Here is a 13,533-nt window from a genome sequence, read left to right on the forward strand (position 1 = left end):
GGTGTCTTGTCGACCGTCATGCTCCGGCGTACGGTCGAAACGAAAGAGATCCGACCGGAGGAGCGAACGATGAAGCTCAATCTCTTTGCAGCGTGGGCGTCGTATTTCCTGGTGCTGGCCACAGTGGTCTGCCTCGGCAGTTTTCTGGTGGCGGCAGGTTCAGGCCAGGGTGGTTGGGCATTGATCGCCGGCCTCGCCGGCGTCGCGTGCATCGGCCTCGCGGTAGCCCTGTACGCCAGTACTGTGCGTCACGACCACAAAGTGCACCGCGAATCCCCACACCTGTTCTGATCAGGCCTGCTTCTGATCAAGACTGTGCGAGTCGTGCCTTCTCCACCTCGATGTCGAAGTCGGCAGGGGGCCAGTCGAGCTCGAGCTTTTCCAGAGCGTCGATCAGTAGCTCGGTTACCGCAATGCGGCTGTACCACTTCCGATCACACGGCACGACGTACCACGGCGCGTGCTCGGTCGACGTCTTGTCGAGCATTGCCTGATACGCCTGTTGATATGCAGGCCACAAACCGCGTTCGGTCACGTCGCCGGGGTTGTACTTCCAATACTTGTCCGGGCGGTCGAGACGTTCTTCGAGTCGCTTCTTCTGCTCGTCGAGCGAGACGAACATCGCGACTTTCACGATGGTGGTTCCGGCGTCGACGAGTTCCTTTTCGAACTGGTTGATCTCGTCGTAGCGCTTGCTCCAGACATCCTCCGGGACAAGATCGTGGACGCGCACTACCAGGACGTCCTCGTAGTGGGAGCGATCGAACACACCGAGATAGCCGCCGCGGGGGAGTTCCTTCTTGATCCGCCAAAGGTAGTGATGTTGCTTTTCCTCTTCGGTCGGGACGCCGAAGGCCGCGTGCTGAACTCCCGAAGGATCCACGTGACCGATCACGTGTCGGACCATGCCGCCCTTGCCTGCGGTGTCCATTCCTTGCAGAACCAGCAGGACTGAACGACTGTCCCCGGACCGGCCGTTGGCGTACAGCAACTCCTGCAGGTCGGACAGAACCGCGCCGCGCTCCTCGAGCAGACGTTCGCCGTCAGCTTTGTTTCCGGTGAATCCCGGAGTGCTGTTGCGATCGAGTTGATCGAGTTCGAACCCGGGCTCCGCCCGCAGGGTCTTGGCGGCCGGTGTTTCCCACAGCGAGTCTTGTGCCATGCCGAAAGAGTGCCACAGGATCGCGCCCGGTGGCCCGAAAGTTCGGTCTCGGGCGAGTCAGTCCTCGGCAGGCTTGACGAGGGGATGCGGAACCGACTTGAACTTGGCCGGTGATCCGTTGACCGCAGCTATGCCGGTGATGCCGCCCCACGTCATCATCGTGAGGTAGTCGATCAGCGATTCCGCGGACATCGACTTGTTGGAGATCCACCAGTGCGTCGCGAGCTGAATTCCGCCCACGATCCCGAACGCCCACGGCAGCGAACCGCCGGAATCCATCTCCATCTCGCGAAGACGATTGCCCAACACCGTGGAGAGCAATTCGGCGATCATGCGCTCGGAATCGGCAACGACGTCGCGGTTGGCGCCGGCGCCGTTGGCCATGACGTAGAGGTAGATGTCGGGGTCGGATGCCACCGTCTCGACGTATGCGGTGATGCTCGCCTGGGTGAGTTCGAAATCGTCGAGATCGCCACTGATCGCTTCGTAGATACGCGGCGACAGGATGGTCTCGACGTACCGCATCATCGTGGCGGTGGTGAGGTCGCTCTTGTCGGCGAAGTATCGGTAGAGCACGGTCTTGGAGACACCGATCTCGGACGCGATCTCGTCCATGCCGATCTCACGGCCGCGCGCGCGGATGGCGGCGATGGTGCCGTCGACGAGTTCCTCGCGGCGAGCGATCTTGTGCTCACGCCAACGACGCTTCCGACCGTCGGATTTCTCGGGCTTCGCATCAGCAACGACTGGGCCGTCTACCTGCTCGTTGTCCTGCACGGCATTCTTGGCCACGAGTCATCTCATATCTGTGGTGCGAGCCACGTCCGATCGGTCTACTTTCCGGTCCAGCTTAATGTCCGCGCCTTTATCTCGGGCACTCACATCCGCAGTTCGGGGGATTAGGTCCTGCAGAATCGGACTTCGTGTCGCTCGCGCTACGCCGCGTCACACCTTTCGGCACAATGGCGAGGGTGCAGCAACTGAGCCTCTCCGCCTTCGACGACGCCGCCAAGCGTCGGGACCTTCGCAAGATGAAGGTCTTCGCTACTGGCCTTCTGGGCTTCGCGACGGTGGTCTACATCTTCTGCCGGTGGCAGGAATCCCGCGGCGCCGGAGAGTGGGTCGGGTACGTCCGGGCCGCGTCCGAGGCAGGCATGGTCGGCGCGCTTGCCGACTGGTTTGCCGTCACCGCGCTCTTCCGTCATCCGATGGGCCTTCCCATCCCGCACACTGCCATCATCAAGCGTAAGAAAGACCAGCTCGGAGCCAGCCTGAGCTCATTCGTCGGTCAAAACTTCCTGGCTCCCGAGGTTGTGTCGGCCAAGGTGCAGCAGGCGCAGATTCCGCTGCGGCTCGGCACGTGGATGGCCGAACCTGCCAACGCCGCTCGCGTCGCCGCCGAGACGTCGACGGTCTTGCGCGGCATGGTCGAGGTTCTTCGCGACGAGGACATCGCCCAGATCATCGACAACACGATCGTGAAGCGTCTGGCCGAGCCCATGTGGGGACCGCCGATCGGCCGAGTGCTCGGTGAACTTCTCAAGGACAACAAGCAACTGCCGATCATCGAATTGCTTGCCGAGCGGGCACATCAGTGGGCTCTCGGCAGCCAGGAGACGATCGATCGTGTGATCGTTCGCGATTCGCCCGCGTGGTCGCCGAAGTTCGTCGACGCCATGCTGGGGGAGAAGATATACAAGGAACTCGTCGAGTTCACCTGGAAGGTCCGTTCCAACCCCGAACACGAGGTACGCCTCGCCGCCAACCGCTTCCTGATCGACTTCGCCGATGATCTGCAGAACGACCCGGAGACCATCAAGAAGGCCGAGGGGATCAAGGCCGAGATCATGGGTCGCGAGGAAGTGACGGGTCTGGCGTCGTCGACATGGCAGGTTGCCAAGCGGCTCATCATGGAGTCCGTCGACGATCCGAACAGCACCCTGCGGACCAAGGTCGCCGAGAACGTCGCCGGCTTCGGAGTCAGGCTGCGTGACGACGAGTCCATGCGTGAGAAGGTCGACGGCTGGCTGGTGCAGGGCACCAAGTACATCGCGGAGAACTACACCGACGAGATCACTGGAGTCATCAGTGACACCGTCGAGCGGTGGGACGCCGACGAAGCGAGCCAGAAGATCGAGTTGCAGGTCGGTCGAGATCTTCAGTTCATCCGTATCAACGGCACCGTTGTGGGCTCGATCGCCGGACTGCTGATCTACACGATTTCGACGCTCATCTTCGGCTGAGCTGTCCAGTATGTGACGTCCACCACGAGTGCTAGCAGTAGTGCTTGCAATAGTTAGCACCCTCTCCTATCCTGGGAAATGTCCACTGGAAAGGGAGGACGCAATGCCAGCGAAGTCGACGAACTCCGATGACGGAGATCGTGAATCATCCGGTGCCGCAGCCGGAGCAAGCGACTTGGCAGCTCGCGTCGTCAGCTCTGCGGCACACGACATCGGGGGGTTCATTCGTGCACAGCGGGAAGCCGCCCAAGTTTCGATGCGCCAACTCGCTCAACTCGCCGGCGTCAGCAATCCGTATCTGAGTCAGATCGAACGCGGATTGCGCAAACCGTCGGCGGACGTACTGGCGCAAATCGCCAAGGGCCTTCGAGTCTCATCAGAAGTGCTGTACGTCCAAGCGGGATATCTCGAGCAACGCCCGCACAGTCCCATCAGGGACGCGGTGTTGGCCGAGACGGCCATCAACGAACGGCAGAAGCAAGTACTGCTCGAAATCTACGACTCGTTCTGTCGCGAGAACGAGTCGTCAAGACCAGCCGCAGCGCCCGATTTCGCTGAATCGGCCGCAATTCCAGACACCGAGACTTCACTAGGAGAACAAGATGACTGACAAGAACGCCATCGACAGCGTCAAGACCTCGCTCTACGCCGCCGTCGGCGCAGGCGACCTGGTTGTCCAGGCCGTGGCCGATGTAGTTGCTCAGGTTCGTGAGCGCGCCGAGAACACCCAGGGCGATGTCAACGGCCGTGTCGACGGTGCTCGCGAGAAGCTCGCTTCCGTCCAGGGTGACGTTGCCGAGAGCGTCGATGCGCTGCGCGAGCGTCTCGCCGGCCTGCCGTCCGAGCTGCCCGAAGAGCTTGCCGAGCTGCGCGAGAAGTTCTCACCCGAGGAACTCCGCAAGGTCGCCGAGGCATACCTCAAGGTTGCCGGAGATCTGTACAACTCCCTCGCAGAACGTGGCGAAGACGCAGTCGAGCGCATCCGCAAGCAGCCCGCAGTCGAAGAAGGCATCGCTGCTGCAGAGTCGGCACTCGGCGACGCCGTCGAGCTGACCGAAGACGCACTCGGAACCGTTGCTCGTCAGACGCGCGCCGTGGGCGAGCAGGCTGCCAAGCTGGCCGGCCGCGCTGCCGGACGCATCTCCGACACCGCAGAAGAGGTCGGCGAGAAGATCTCTGACGCCGGTGAGAAGATCGCCGACGCAGGCGACGAGGCTGCACTGAAGGTCCTCGACCTCGGTGACCAGGCTGACGAGGCTTCCAAGGAAGCTGCCGCTCGCGTGACCGCTGCTGCTTCCGACGTCCAGGAGCGCGCGACCACCGCCGCGAAGAAGGCCGCTCCGGCCAAGGCTGCACCCGCCAAGGCTGCTCCGGCCAAGGCCACCGCACCGGCTCCGGCCAAGAAGGCTGCTCCGGCCAAGAAGGCCTGATTTGCCCAGCTCCACCTGACGAAGGCTCCCGCGCTCAGCCGAGTGTGGGAGCCTTCGTGTTCGTCGGGAACCGGATGAGAACTTAGGATGTAGTTGTGACTCAAGTCGATGGGCTAGTCGGTCTGATCTTTCTCGCACTCAAAGTGCTCGCATTGGTGGGTGCTGTCTACGCGATCGTTCATGCCGTCAGGCAGCGTCCTGACGCTTTCACCGCGGTCAACAAATTGACCAAGCCGATCTGGCTGGGAATTCTGATCGTCGCGGCGTTGATCCTCTTGGCGACGTCCCCTGTCGGGCTCCTGGGCATCATCGCGGTCGTTGCAGTGTGCGTGTATCTCGTCGACGTTCGCCCGCGGGTGGACGACATTCAGCACGGCGGTTCTCGCTGGTAGTTTGCCGCACTCCCGCTCATTCCGAGCCGTGGTTCCCGGCTCATGGTGTGCTGCCCCACTCTTCTCTCCAACGCTGACAACGGGCGTTGTTCGAGTGATAGTGTCGGTTAACGGCAGTCACACATAGATTGCATCCGTCTGTCGTCAGCAGCAGTCAGGGGTAAATGCATGTCCAGTCGTTCGCGCACCACAGAGCTTCGAGTACTGGCAGGCGCCGTCGGAGTGGGAGCACTCGTCGCGGCCGTCGCTGGGATCCGTCATCGGCGATCCACGCGTGGGTTGACTCTTTCGAGCGACGTCGAGCCCAATGCACTCCTGAAGACTCCGACTCTCAAAGCTGACATCAGCGAACTGACCACCGACGACGGTGCGATCATCAATGTCCGGGCTTACGGTCCCGTCGACGGCGATCCGATCGTTCTCAGTCACGGCTGGACGTGCTCTACCGAATTCTGGTACCCGCAGGTCAATGCGCTTGCCGGCGAATATCGCGTCATCACCTACGATCAGCGCGGTCACGGCCGCAGCACCGTCGGCAATCTTCCGCTCGGCCCGGACGTCCTTGCCGACGATCTCTCTGCAGTGCTGGCGGCCACGGTTCGCGAGGACAAGAAGGCCGTCATCGTCGGTCACAGCATGGGCGGGATGAGCATCATCGCCTGGGCAGGTCGTCACCCCGACGAGGTCAAGAAGTACGCGTCGGCGGTCATGCTCGCGAGCACCGCGAGCGAAAGGTTGATCGCCGAGACCACGGTCATCCCACTGCCTAATCGTTTCCCTCGCGTGCCGGTCCCCGTGGGCCGCGCCATCCTCAGTTCGCCCGTTCCGTTCGTCTCCTCGGGCGCCATGACGAAGGCGATCCAGTACGTCTCGATGTCACCGAACGCGACCAAGGCCGAGATTCAGTTCTGCGAGAACATCGTTCGTGAGTGCAAGCCCCGCATCCGTGGAGGTTGGGGAGCAGCGCTGAGCACCCTCGACATTCACGAGGGACTCGACAATCTCGAAGTGCCGACCACCGTGCTCGTCGGTTCGCTCGATCGGCTCACTCCGCCGGTCCATGCGCGCAAGCTTGCGCAAGTCCTCGACGACGCCGGCAACCTCGAACGGTTGATCGTGTTGCCGGGCGTCGGTCACATGTCGTCGATCGAGAACATCGACGAGTTCGACAAGGAAATCGTGCGACTGCGCAATCTCTAGCGCGCGGTGACTCCGAATCTGCGTAGTTCGAGAGCCGGATTCTTCATCCGAACCTCCGCGATTCGTTCGAGGGAGACGGTTGCAGTCGCCATACCCACGCGTTCTCCCAGAGATGCGACGATGACGCCCATCGGATCCACAATCATGCTCGCGCCTGATCCCGCCGGTGCGCATTGGTCGGCCGCCGCGACGTAGATCGTGTTCTCGATCGCGCGGGCGCGGACGAGAGTTGTCCAGTGATCTTCCTTCAACGGGCCGGGCACCCACTCTGCCGGGAGGAGGAGAACGTCGGCGCCTACATCGACGATCCGTCGTGTCGTTTCCGGGAAGCGAAGGTCGTAGCAAGTCTGAAGACCGAACCGGACGTCTTCCACGACAAAGGTTTCGGGGTCGTAAATCTCACCGGCACGGACGACGTCCGATTCCTTGTAACCGAAAGCGTCGTACAGGTGCAGTTTTCGGTAGATCGCAACGACACCGAGTTTCGGGGCCAGGGCGACCAAGGTGTTCGAGATCTTGTCGGAGCCCGTAACTGCCTCGTTGATCCCGGCGACTATGTGAATACCGAGAGTTGTTGCGAGGTCTGCCAGCGCTGAGACGAATTCGCCGTCGAGCGACTCGGCGGTCAAGACGAAACGTGAGTCCATGCTCGGAGCCGTGAACATCGCGTACTCGGGAGCGACCACGATGCGAGCACCGGATTCCGCCGCTTCGCTTGCCAGTTTCGTGAGTTGCTCGAGATTCGACTGCTTGTCGAGTCCTGGGGCGTACTGTGCGATTGCTACGTCGACCATGTGGTTGTGCCTTTCTGGGCTTGGGGCGCCGGCATTCTCTCGATCTTGCCGAGCACCACGGTGTAACAGAAGATTCCGCCGATGAGTACCGCACCGGTCGCGATGAACGCGCCGGCGAACGAACCGGTGGCGTCGACCACCATGCCGGTCACGATGGGCGCCGCGATTCCGAGCAGATTCGCCACGAAATTGACGATGCCGCCGAGCGACCCGGTGTATCCCTCCGGCGCGATAAGCGCCACGATGGACGAACCTGCGGGGACCGACACTGCCAGTCCTGCGGCTCCGATCGAGAGGAAGATCAGGGCGACTGCGATCGATCCCGCGTATGCCGCTCCCGTGACAGCAAGTGATGCCAGGAGGCTGACCACGAGGACCGTACGGCGGACCTTGGTGACGTCACCCGTTTTGGCCAACCACCTGTCCATCAGGATGCCGGCGATGAGGAACTGTGCGATCACGGCGACGAGCCACGGGATCATCGTGTAGATGCCGCCCTTGAGGAGGTTGACCCCGAAACTCTTCTCCAAGTAGGCGGGGAGCCAGGTCAAGAGCACGTAGTAGGCGTACGTATAGGACGCGTACCCGAGGGCGAGTCCCCAAGTCTTGCGTCGCCGCAGGAGGTAGCCCAAACCATTGAGCGAACCGCTGGTTTCTGCGTCCTCGTCTTCGGCGCCGCCCTCGCGGATGTAGTCGAACTCCGCTTGGCTCAGCCGACCTTTCGCCAGTGCCTCTTTGGGCGTCAGATACAGCAGCCACCAAATCGCGAGGTAGGCCACGGAGAGGATGCCGGTGAAGATGAAGGCCGCGTGCCAGCTGAACGTCGTGACCAAGAACGCCATGATCGGGATGCCGATCACGTTCGAGATCTTGGCGCACCCGTCGAAGATGGAAGTCGCGGTCCCGCGCTCCTGCTTCGGGAACCATTGGCCGATTGCTTTCCAGCCGGCTGGGACAGTAGGCGCTTCGCCGACACCGAGGACGAGTCGGGCGACCAGGAGCATTCCCAGTCCACCTGCCGCAGCGGAGGCGAACGACGCCACGGCCCAGAGAAACGCGGCAGCTCGATTGACCCACCGCACGCCGATGCGGTCGATGAACGAACCGATCGGCATCTGGAGCATGGCGTACGTCCACAGGAACGCGGACGAGACCATTCCCATCTGCGAAGCGCTGATGTCGAAGTCGCGCATGATCTCCGGTGCGGCGATGGAGAGGTTCACGCGGTCGATGTAGTTGACGAACATGCCGACACCGAGTACTCCGGCGATACCCCAACGAGCACGGCCGATCTTCTGCGGGACGGCCGTCTCCGTCGGTGACGAGCCGGGCTCCGAGGTTTGTGTTGTCATCGAGACTCCCGAATCCGAGTGATCTGATCAAGCGGTCCGGCGAAGCCGGCGGCGAGGGCACCGTGCTGCATAATCAACGCCATCTGATCAGCGCCGTGTCGGACGGCGAATTCCTTCTCTTCCACACTCCACGCCGGCAGCACCCATGGCTTGCCTGCTTCGGCTGCCGCTGCGGCAACGATAGCGAGGTCGGCGAAATCGCCGTCGGTGCGTGTGTACGCACCGCGTTCTCGGCGCAGCGATAGATCAGACGGGCCCACGAACACGCCGTCGACGGTCTCCAGTGCCAGAATGTCCGCGATGTTCTCGATTGCTCCCGCGTCTTCGATCATCGGGTAGCAGCGAGTGGACGTGTCCTGGCGACGGACCCAGTCGTCGGTGAAGCCGCCGTAGTTGGTCGTGCGTCCGCCCGCGAAACTGCGATCACCGAGCGGTGGGAACTTGGCGAACGCAGTGACTTCCTTTGCATGAGAAGCATTTTCGATGTGTGGAATGACAACGGCAGTAGCGCCGAAGTCCAGAGCCTGCTGAATGGGTCCGCGCTCGGGTCCGAGGACTTTCGCGAGAACCTCCATTTCCAGGGCGCGAAGGAAGGGGATGAATCGCTCGAGGTCGGCAAGGTCGAACGACCCGTGTTCGATGTCGAGGATCACCGCGCCGTAGCCGAGTCCGCGCGCGATTTCTGCTGCGGCAAAGCTCGGATCGGACAGCCAGATCGCGTGACGGCGGTCGGCGGGAGTGCTGAACATGCTGGTGGGCTCCTTGGCAGTTGGGATTCTACGACTGATCGGATCGTGTGACGGCCCGCACAACTGTCGTATACGTCATGTATACACAGTGAATACTTGGTGTGTCCAGAGTCGGTATGATGAATTTGTTACAAGTTCGTCAACCCGGCGGACGCCAGTGCGAAGGGATTGTGATGTCGACACCGGCAACTGCCGACCCGTCAGCCGCCCAGGGGCCGGCACGCGACCGTGTCTACGTCTGGTTGCGGGACGAGATCATTCGTGGATCGATCGAGGGCGGCCGATTCCTGGACGAGCTGTGGGTCTCCGGAACCATGGGAGTGTCCCGAACACCGGTCAGAGAGGCATTCCATCGGCTCGCCGCCGAAAAGTTCATCACCCTCCTGCCGCGCAAGGGTGCGCAGGTACGAACGGTGACGGCCCGAGAGCTCGAAGAGGTCTACCAGAGCCGGCAACTGATCGAGGGTCACGCGGTGACTGTGCTGTGCGCCCGAGGCTTCGGCGCACCGACGTCGATGATCGAGCTGATCGAACCGATGGAAGCAGCAGGGCGCGAGCGTGATTGGTTCGAGGTTTCCGGTCTCGACCGGCAGTTCCATCTTGCGATGGTCAGAGCTGCTCAGAACTCGGTACTGACCGAACTCTACGAGTCGCTGCGGTCACGGCAGCAGAGAGTTGCGGTGCGCGCACTCAACGTGGGACCGCACCGCCTCGACACGATCAATGCCCAGCACCGCGCCTTGGTTGCGGCGCTGGACGAATCCGATGCAGACAAGGCTCTCGAAATTCTGGCCGCACATCTCCGGCCGGTACCGGAGGTCCTTGCCCTCTTGCCTGCTGATCAGCCTTAGCTGAAGACGACCGTCTTGCGCCCGTGGACCAGCACACGATCCTCGAGGTGCCAGCGCAGTCCGCGGGAGAGTACGAGCTTTTCGATGTCTCGACCCTGACGGACCATGTCGGCGACATCGTCGGCGTGGTCCACACGGATCACGTCCTGCTCGATGATCGGACCGGCATCGAGTTCGGCGGTCACGTAGTGGCAGGTGGCGCCGATCAACTTCACGCCGCGGGCGAACGCCTGGTGATAGGGGCGGGCACCGATGAACGACGGCAAGAAGCTGTGGTGGATGTTGATCGCGCGCCCGGCCCAGTGCTCGCACAGTGATTCGGGCAGCACCTGCATGAATCGGGCAAGAACCACGGCGTCGGGATTGTGAGCGTCGACCAGGGCGCGAACCTTCTCGAAGGACGGTCCCCGTTCTGCCGGGTCCTTGGCGAACGGAACATGGTGGAAGTCGATCCCGTGGCGCTCGGTGACACTGCGCAGATCTTCGTGGTTTCCGATGACGGCGCTGATTTCTGCGGGGAGTTCCCCGCCCGCGGCGCGGCCAAGGAGGTCATGCAAGCAGTGACCTTCCTTGCTCACGAGCAACACGATCTTCTTGGGTGCGCCGGAGTCGTGAAGAGTCCACTCGGTTTCCGGACCGATCTCGGCCGCAACAGCTTTGAACCGTTCACGAAGCTCGTCGATGCTCATGCTCACCGACGATGCACGGACCGCCTGACGCGTGAAGAACCATCCGGTGTCGGCATCGGCGTGGTATGCAGCCTCCACGATCCATCCACCGACGTCGGTGAGAAAGGTCGAGATGCGTGCGACGATGCCCGTGGTGTCGGGGCAGCCGAGGGACAGAACATAGCGACGATCATCGATCGATGGTGCAGCGGTCATGCGGCCTAGTCTCTCAGGTGCGGCTGCAGCGACGGTCGTGTGGTGGTGTGCCAAGCTTTCCAACATGTCTGAAGCTGCACTCACTCGTTCCCAGGTTGCCGCGATGGTGGACCACACTCTCCTCAAACCCGAAGCCACCGCGGCCGATGTGACCGCCCTGATCGACGAAGCACGCAGCCTCGGTGTGCTGGCTGTCTGTGTCTCGCCGTCGATGTTGCCGATTCGCGCCGAGGGACTTGTGACGGCGGCCGTCGTCGGATTCCCGTCGGGGAAGCATCATTCGCTGGTCAAGGGTGCTGAAGCGCGACTGGCCGTCGATCAAGGCGCAGCCGAGATCGACATGGTCATCGACGTAGGAGCGGCGGTCGCCGGCGACTACAGCGCGGTGTTGGCCGATATCCTCACCGTCCGCGAGGCGATGGGGGAGAGTGCGATCCTCAAAGTGATCCTCGAAACCGCAGCGCTGTCCGACGAGGCCATCGTCGAATGTTGCCGCGCAGCTGTGCGTGCCGGGGCGAACTTCGTCAAGACCTCCACCGGCTTCCACCCCGCGGGTGGAGCGACGGTGGAGGCCGTCGCACTGATGGCGCAGACGGTCGGCCCGGGCGTGGGAGTCAAGGCCAGTGGCGGAATACGTACGACGCAGGCAGCGCTCGACATGATCGCGGCCGGCGCCACCCGCCTCGGACTATCCGGAAGTCGAGCAGTATTGGACGGTCTGGCCGACTAGGTCAGCAGGCCGCAGCTGTCCGGAACCGCCGAGGTGTTCTGGTTGTTCGCGTCGGCGACGGGCATGGCGTAAGCGCCGCCCTCCAACGAGATCTGGATAGCGTCGTCGGTGACGGTCAGCTTCGTGGGCTTCATGTCCAGCGGGTAGGTCTGCAGGCTGTCGGTGAGTGTCTGGACGATGCCGTCGACCAGATCGGTCGGCAGACCCAATCCGAGAATCTCGGCGCCGACGGTCTGGACGTCGACCACACCGTTGGTGACGGTGGGCTTGACCGTGAGCTTCGCGAGCCCGACCGGACCGACGTCGAACGCGAGTGTTCCGGCGCTCGAGTCGGCGGTGACGCCGGAGACGAGCCCGCCGAAGGTCTGTTCCTGCAAGGTGGCGAGAATGCCTGCGGTAGACCAGGTGACGTCGGCGCTGGAGCTGCCGATGGTGCCGCTGTTGCCCGCCGAGGGCTGCAAGTTGATGTCGTTCACCTTCGCGTGAACCTGCATTCCCGTTGCGGGGCCGAACGAAGAGTCGTCACTGTCGATGCTGATGTACGGCACCTTCTTGTCGACTGCCTGCAGGAGTACGGGCTTCCAGCTCAACCCGACGTCGACCTGGGATCCCAGTTCGCTCTGGAACTGATCGGCCATGCAGGTCTTCACCTGGTTGCGTACGTACAGTTCTCCACCGACGAGCGCCGCGACGAGTACGGCGATCACCACGAGAAGGATGATGAGCACTCGGTTGCGCGGACGAGGGTTGTTCGCTGCGACAGTCATTCGCCAGATTCTTCCCGACGAGTCTGAACGAACTCTGTGAATACGCACTTCCTCATTCCTGTGATGCGCGACACACTCGCCCGTAGTCTGTTCGAAACGGCGTTTTCGACGGTCACCGGAGGTGGTCATGGCTTCGGACTACGAATCACTCGAGTTGCTGGCGCTGCGACAGTGCGGATTTGTCACGGCTCTCCAGGCATCCGAACTGGGTTTCGGTCTGGCGTTGATGGAAGAAATGACGGAATCCGGAACATGGACATGTGAGTGCCGCGGGCTTTTTCGCCTCGAACGCGTCAGACATACCGCCTTGGACGAGTTCGCGAAGTGGTGCACGTGGTTCGCCGGTAGCGCCACCGTCTCGCACTACAGTGCCGCAGATCTGCATGGCCTCGGGCACCTGCAACCTCGCTTCATTCACCTCTCCGTTGCGCACCCTCTCGCGGCGCCGACCCGCCAGGTAGCGCTGCACCGACTGCCGCTCGCGGACGACGAGTGTGAACAGATCGGGCCCATCCGCATCACCACGCCTTTGCGTACCGTGCACGACCTCGCTTCCGGTGGAATTTCTCAAGTCCTGCTCAACGAAGTAGTCGCCGATGCGGTCGCGATAGGCCGACTGGACGCGCACGAGCTGTATCTCTCGTGTGAGAACGCGAGCGTCGACGTTGCTGTTCGGGTCGAGTTGGCTCTGGCCGCAAGCCTGTAGCCGAGAGAGATCTTCGAGGCTCCTGCGACCTTCTGGCATCACGCCCGAAATCGAATATGACGCCGATATCAGAGATTTGTAAATCGCTATTTTCGGGCGACTGTTTTGTCTTTAGCGCAGGTAAGAACGCATCCAGATGTGCGGTGCGGGACGTTCAGCCCACTGTTACTGCAGTTCGGCGATGTCGCCGATGAACTAAATCTGCGAAAAGCGTAGTTACTTTACAGTCAATGGGATAACGTCACGGCATCGAAAGCAGACGGACGCTTGTCC

At 62.1% G+C, this 13,533-nt stretch carries 16 protein-coding genes; 9 read left to right on the forward strand and 7 right to left on the reverse strand.

What is annotated here, in order from left to right:
* The first annotated feature begins 69 nt into the window (after window positions 1–69).
* Entirely contained in the window at window positions 70–291 is a 222-nt protein-coding gene (locus tag P0M12_RS20260; protein WP_039973486.1) for a hypothetical protein, read from the forward strand.
* A 16-nt stretch (window positions 292–307) separates the two neighbouring features.
* Here P0M12_RS20260 and P0M12_RS20265 read toward each other — a convergent pair whose 3' ends face one another.
* Entirely contained in the window at window positions 308–1,162 is an 855-nt protein-coding gene (locus tag P0M12_RS20265) for a polyphosphate kinase 2 family protein (protein ID WP_277376749.1), read from the reverse strand.
* A 57-nt stretch (window positions 1,163–1,219) separates the two neighbouring features.
* Complete coding sequence (locus P0M12_RS20270; protein ID WP_020906745.1) at window positions 1,220–1,939, reverse strand: TetR/AcrR family transcriptional regulator; 720 nt, start codon at window positions 1,937–1,939, stop codon at window positions 1,220–1,222.
* A gap of 185 nt (window positions 1,940–2,124) precedes the next feature.
* Between P0M12_RS20270 and P0M12_RS20275 the strand changes: the two genes are divergently transcribed.
* The 5 genes from P0M12_RS20275 to P0M12_RS20295 all read left to right on the forward strand — a co-directional run bounded on the left by P0M12_RS20275 (window position 2,125) and on the right by P0M12_RS20295 (window position 6,427).
* Window positions 2,125–3,405 (forward strand): DUF445 domain-containing protein, encoded by a 1,281-nt coding sequence (locus tag P0M12_RS20275; protein WP_020968906.1) that lies wholly within the window; start codon window positions 2,125–2,127, stop codon window positions 3,403–3,405.
* Window positions 3,406–3,508: 103 nt separating this feature from the next.
* Window positions 3,509–4,015, forward strand: coding sequence for a helix-turn-helix transcriptional regulator (locus P0M12_RS20280; RefSeq protein ID WP_003941483.1), 507 nt, complete (start codon window positions 3,509–3,511; stop codon window positions 4,013–4,015).
* Window positions 4,008–4,835 (forward strand): heparin-binding hemagglutinin, encoded by an 828-nt coding sequence (locus P0M12_RS20285; RefSeq protein ID WP_003941552.1) that lies wholly within the window; start codon window positions 4,008–4,010, stop codon window positions 4,833–4,835. The genes P0M12_RS20280 and P0M12_RS20285 overlap by 8 nt, the downstream gene beginning before the upstream one ends.
* Before the next feature lie 95 nt (window positions 4,836–4,930).
* Window positions 4,931–5,227, forward strand: a complete 297-nt coding sequence (locus P0M12_RS20290; RefSeq protein WP_003941505.1) for a DUF2516 family protein — start codon at window positions 4,931–4,933, stop codon at window positions 5,225–5,227.
* A 168-nt stretch (window positions 5,228–5,395) separates the two neighbouring features.
* Window positions 5,396–6,427 carry an alpha/beta hydrolase gene (locus P0M12_RS20295; RefSeq protein WP_021333908.1) on the forward strand — a complete coding sequence of 344 codons (1,032 nt, stop codon included), beginning with the start codon at window positions 5,396–5,398 and terminating at the stop codon, window positions 6,425–6,427.
* On the opposite strand, the gene P0M12_RS20300 is transcribed toward P0M12_RS20295, so the two are convergent.
* Genes P0M12_RS20300 through P0M12_RS20310 form a run of 3 tightly spaced genes read right to left on the reverse strand, consistent with a single transcriptional unit; the run spans window position 6,424 to window position 9,322 of the window.
* Window positions 6,424–7,221 (reverse strand): carbon-nitrogen hydrolase family protein, encoded by a 798-nt coding sequence (locus P0M12_RS20300; RefSeq protein WP_270009182.1) that lies wholly within the window; start codon window positions 7,219–7,221, stop codon window positions 6,424–6,426. The genes P0M12_RS20295 and P0M12_RS20300 overlap by 4 nt on opposite strands.
* Window positions 7,209–8,573 carry an MFS transporter gene (locus P0M12_RS20305; RefSeq protein ID WP_162114625.1) on the reverse strand — a complete coding sequence of 455 codons (1,365 nt, stop codon included), beginning with the start codon at window positions 8,571–8,573 and terminating at the stop codon, window positions 7,209–7,211. The genes P0M12_RS20300 and P0M12_RS20305 overlap by 13 nt, the downstream gene beginning before the upstream one ends.
* Window positions 8,570–9,322: an aldolase/citrate lyase family protein gene (locus tag P0M12_RS20310; protein WP_162114626.1), complete on the reverse strand. Its 753-nt coding sequence runs from the start codon at window positions 9,320–9,322 to the stop codon at window positions 8,570–8,572. Before P0M12_RS20310 ends, P0M12_RS20305 begins: the two co-directional genes overlap by 4 nt.
* A 173-nt stretch (window positions 9,323–9,495) precedes the next feature.
* On the opposite strand from P0M12_RS20310, the gene P0M12_RS20315 reads away from it, so the two are divergent.
* Window positions 9,496–10,173, forward strand: a complete 678-nt coding sequence (locus P0M12_RS20315; RefSeq protein ID WP_050793986.1) for a GntR family transcriptional regulator — start codon at window positions 9,496–9,498, stop codon at window positions 10,171–10,173.
* On the opposite strand, the gene purU is transcribed toward P0M12_RS20315, so the two are convergent.
* Window positions 10,170–11,057, reverse strand: coding sequence for a formyltetrahydrofolate deformylase (purU, locus tag P0M12_RS20320; RefSeq protein ID WP_003941509.1), 888 nt, complete (start codon window positions 11,055–11,057; stop codon window positions 10,170–10,172). The genes P0M12_RS20315 and purU overlap by 4 nt on opposite strands.
* Window positions 11,058–11,121: 64 nt before the next feature.
* Here purU and deoC point away from each other — a divergent pair, with 64 nt between their 5' ends.
* Complete coding sequence (deoC, locus tag P0M12_RS20325) at window positions 11,122–11,787, forward strand: deoxyribose-phosphate aldolase (protein WP_047268935.1); 666 nt, start codon at window positions 11,122–11,124, stop codon at window positions 11,785–11,787.
* Here deoC and P0M12_RS20330 read toward each other — a convergent pair.
* A complete protein-coding gene (locus P0M12_RS20330; protein ID WP_007735358.1) occupies window positions 11,784–12,554 on the reverse strand; it encodes a DUF2993 domain-containing protein in 771 nt (256 codons plus the stop codon). The genes deoC and P0M12_RS20330 overlap by 4 nt on opposite strands.
* A gap of 127 nt (window positions 12,555–12,681) precedes the next feature.
* Here P0M12_RS20330 and P0M12_RS20335 point away from each other — a divergent pair, with 127 nt between their 5' ends.
* Window positions 12,682–13,260 (forward strand): hypothetical protein, encoded by a 579-nt coding sequence (locus P0M12_RS20335; protein ID WP_003941523.1) that lies wholly within the window; start codon window positions 12,682–12,684, stop codon window positions 13,258–13,260.
* Window positions 13,261–13,533: the final 273 nt, after the last annotated feature.

The sequence above is a fragment of the Rhodococcus sp. RCBS9 genome (assembly GCF_029457415.1).
Classification (GTDB): Bacteria; Actinomycetota; Actinomycetes; order Mycobacteriales; family Mycobacteriaceae; genus Rhodococcus_F; species Rhodococcus_F qingshengii.

What these genes read in the sequence shown, in the direction of transcription:
- P0M12_RS20260 (WP_039973486.1), top strand. Translation starts at nt 70, where the DNA reads ATGAAGCTCAATCTCTTTGCAGCGTGGGCGTCGTATTTCCTGGTGCTG.
- P0M12_RS20265 (WP_277376749.1), bottom strand. Translation starts at nt 1,162, where the DNA reads ATGGCACAAGACTCGCTGTGGGAAACACCGGCCGCCAAGACCCTGCGG.
- P0M12_RS20275 (WP_020968906.1), top strand. Translation starts at nt 2,125, where the DNA reads ATGGCGAGGGTGCAGCAACTGAGCCTCTCCGCCTTCGACGACGCCGCC.
- P0M12_RS20280 (WP_003941483.1), top strand. Translation starts at nt 3,509, where the DNA reads ATGCCAGCGAAGTCGACGAACTCCGATGACGGAGATCGTGAATCATCC.
- P0M12_RS20285 (WP_003941552.1), top strand. Translation starts at nt 4,008, where the DNA reads ATGACTGACAAGAACGCCATCGACAGCGTCAAGACCTCGCTCTACGCC.
- P0M12_RS20295 (WP_021333908.1), top strand. Translation starts at nt 5,396, where the DNA reads ATGTCCAGTCGTTCGCGCACCACAGAGCTTCGAGTACTGGCAGGCGCC.
- P0M12_RS20300 (WP_270009182.1), bottom strand. Translation starts at nt 7,221, where the DNA reads ATGGTCGACGTAGCAATCGCACAGTACGCCCCAGGACTCGACAAGCAG.
- P0M12_RS20305 (WP_162114625.1), bottom strand. Translation starts at nt 8,573, where the DNA reads ATGACAACACAAACCTCGGAGCCCGGCTCGTCACCGACGGAGACGGCC.
- P0M12_RS20310 (WP_162114626.1), bottom strand. Translation starts at nt 9,322, where the DNA reads ATGTTCAGCACTCCCGCCGACCGCCGTCACGCGATCTGGCTGTCCGAT.
- P0M12_RS20315 (WP_050793986.1), top strand. Translation starts at nt 9,496, where the DNA reads ATGTCGACACCGGCAACTGCCGACCCGTCAGCCGCCCAGGGGCCGGCA.
- purU (WP_003941509.1), bottom strand. Translation starts at nt 11,057, where the DNA reads ATGACCGCTGCACCATCGATCGATGATCGTCGCTATGTTCTGTCCCTC.
- deoC (WP_047268935.1), top strand. Translation starts at nt 11,122, where the DNA reads ATGTCTGAAGCTGCACTCACTCGTTCCCAGGTTGCCGCGATGGTGGAC.
- P0M12_RS20330 (WP_007735358.1), bottom strand. Translation starts at nt 12,554, where the DNA reads ATGACTGTCGCAGCGAACAACCCTCGTCCGCGCAACCGAGTGCTCATC.
- P0M12_RS20335 (WP_003941523.1), top strand. Translation starts at nt 12,682, where the DNA reads ATGGCTTCGGACTACGAATCACTCGAGTTGCTGGCGCTGCGACAGTGC.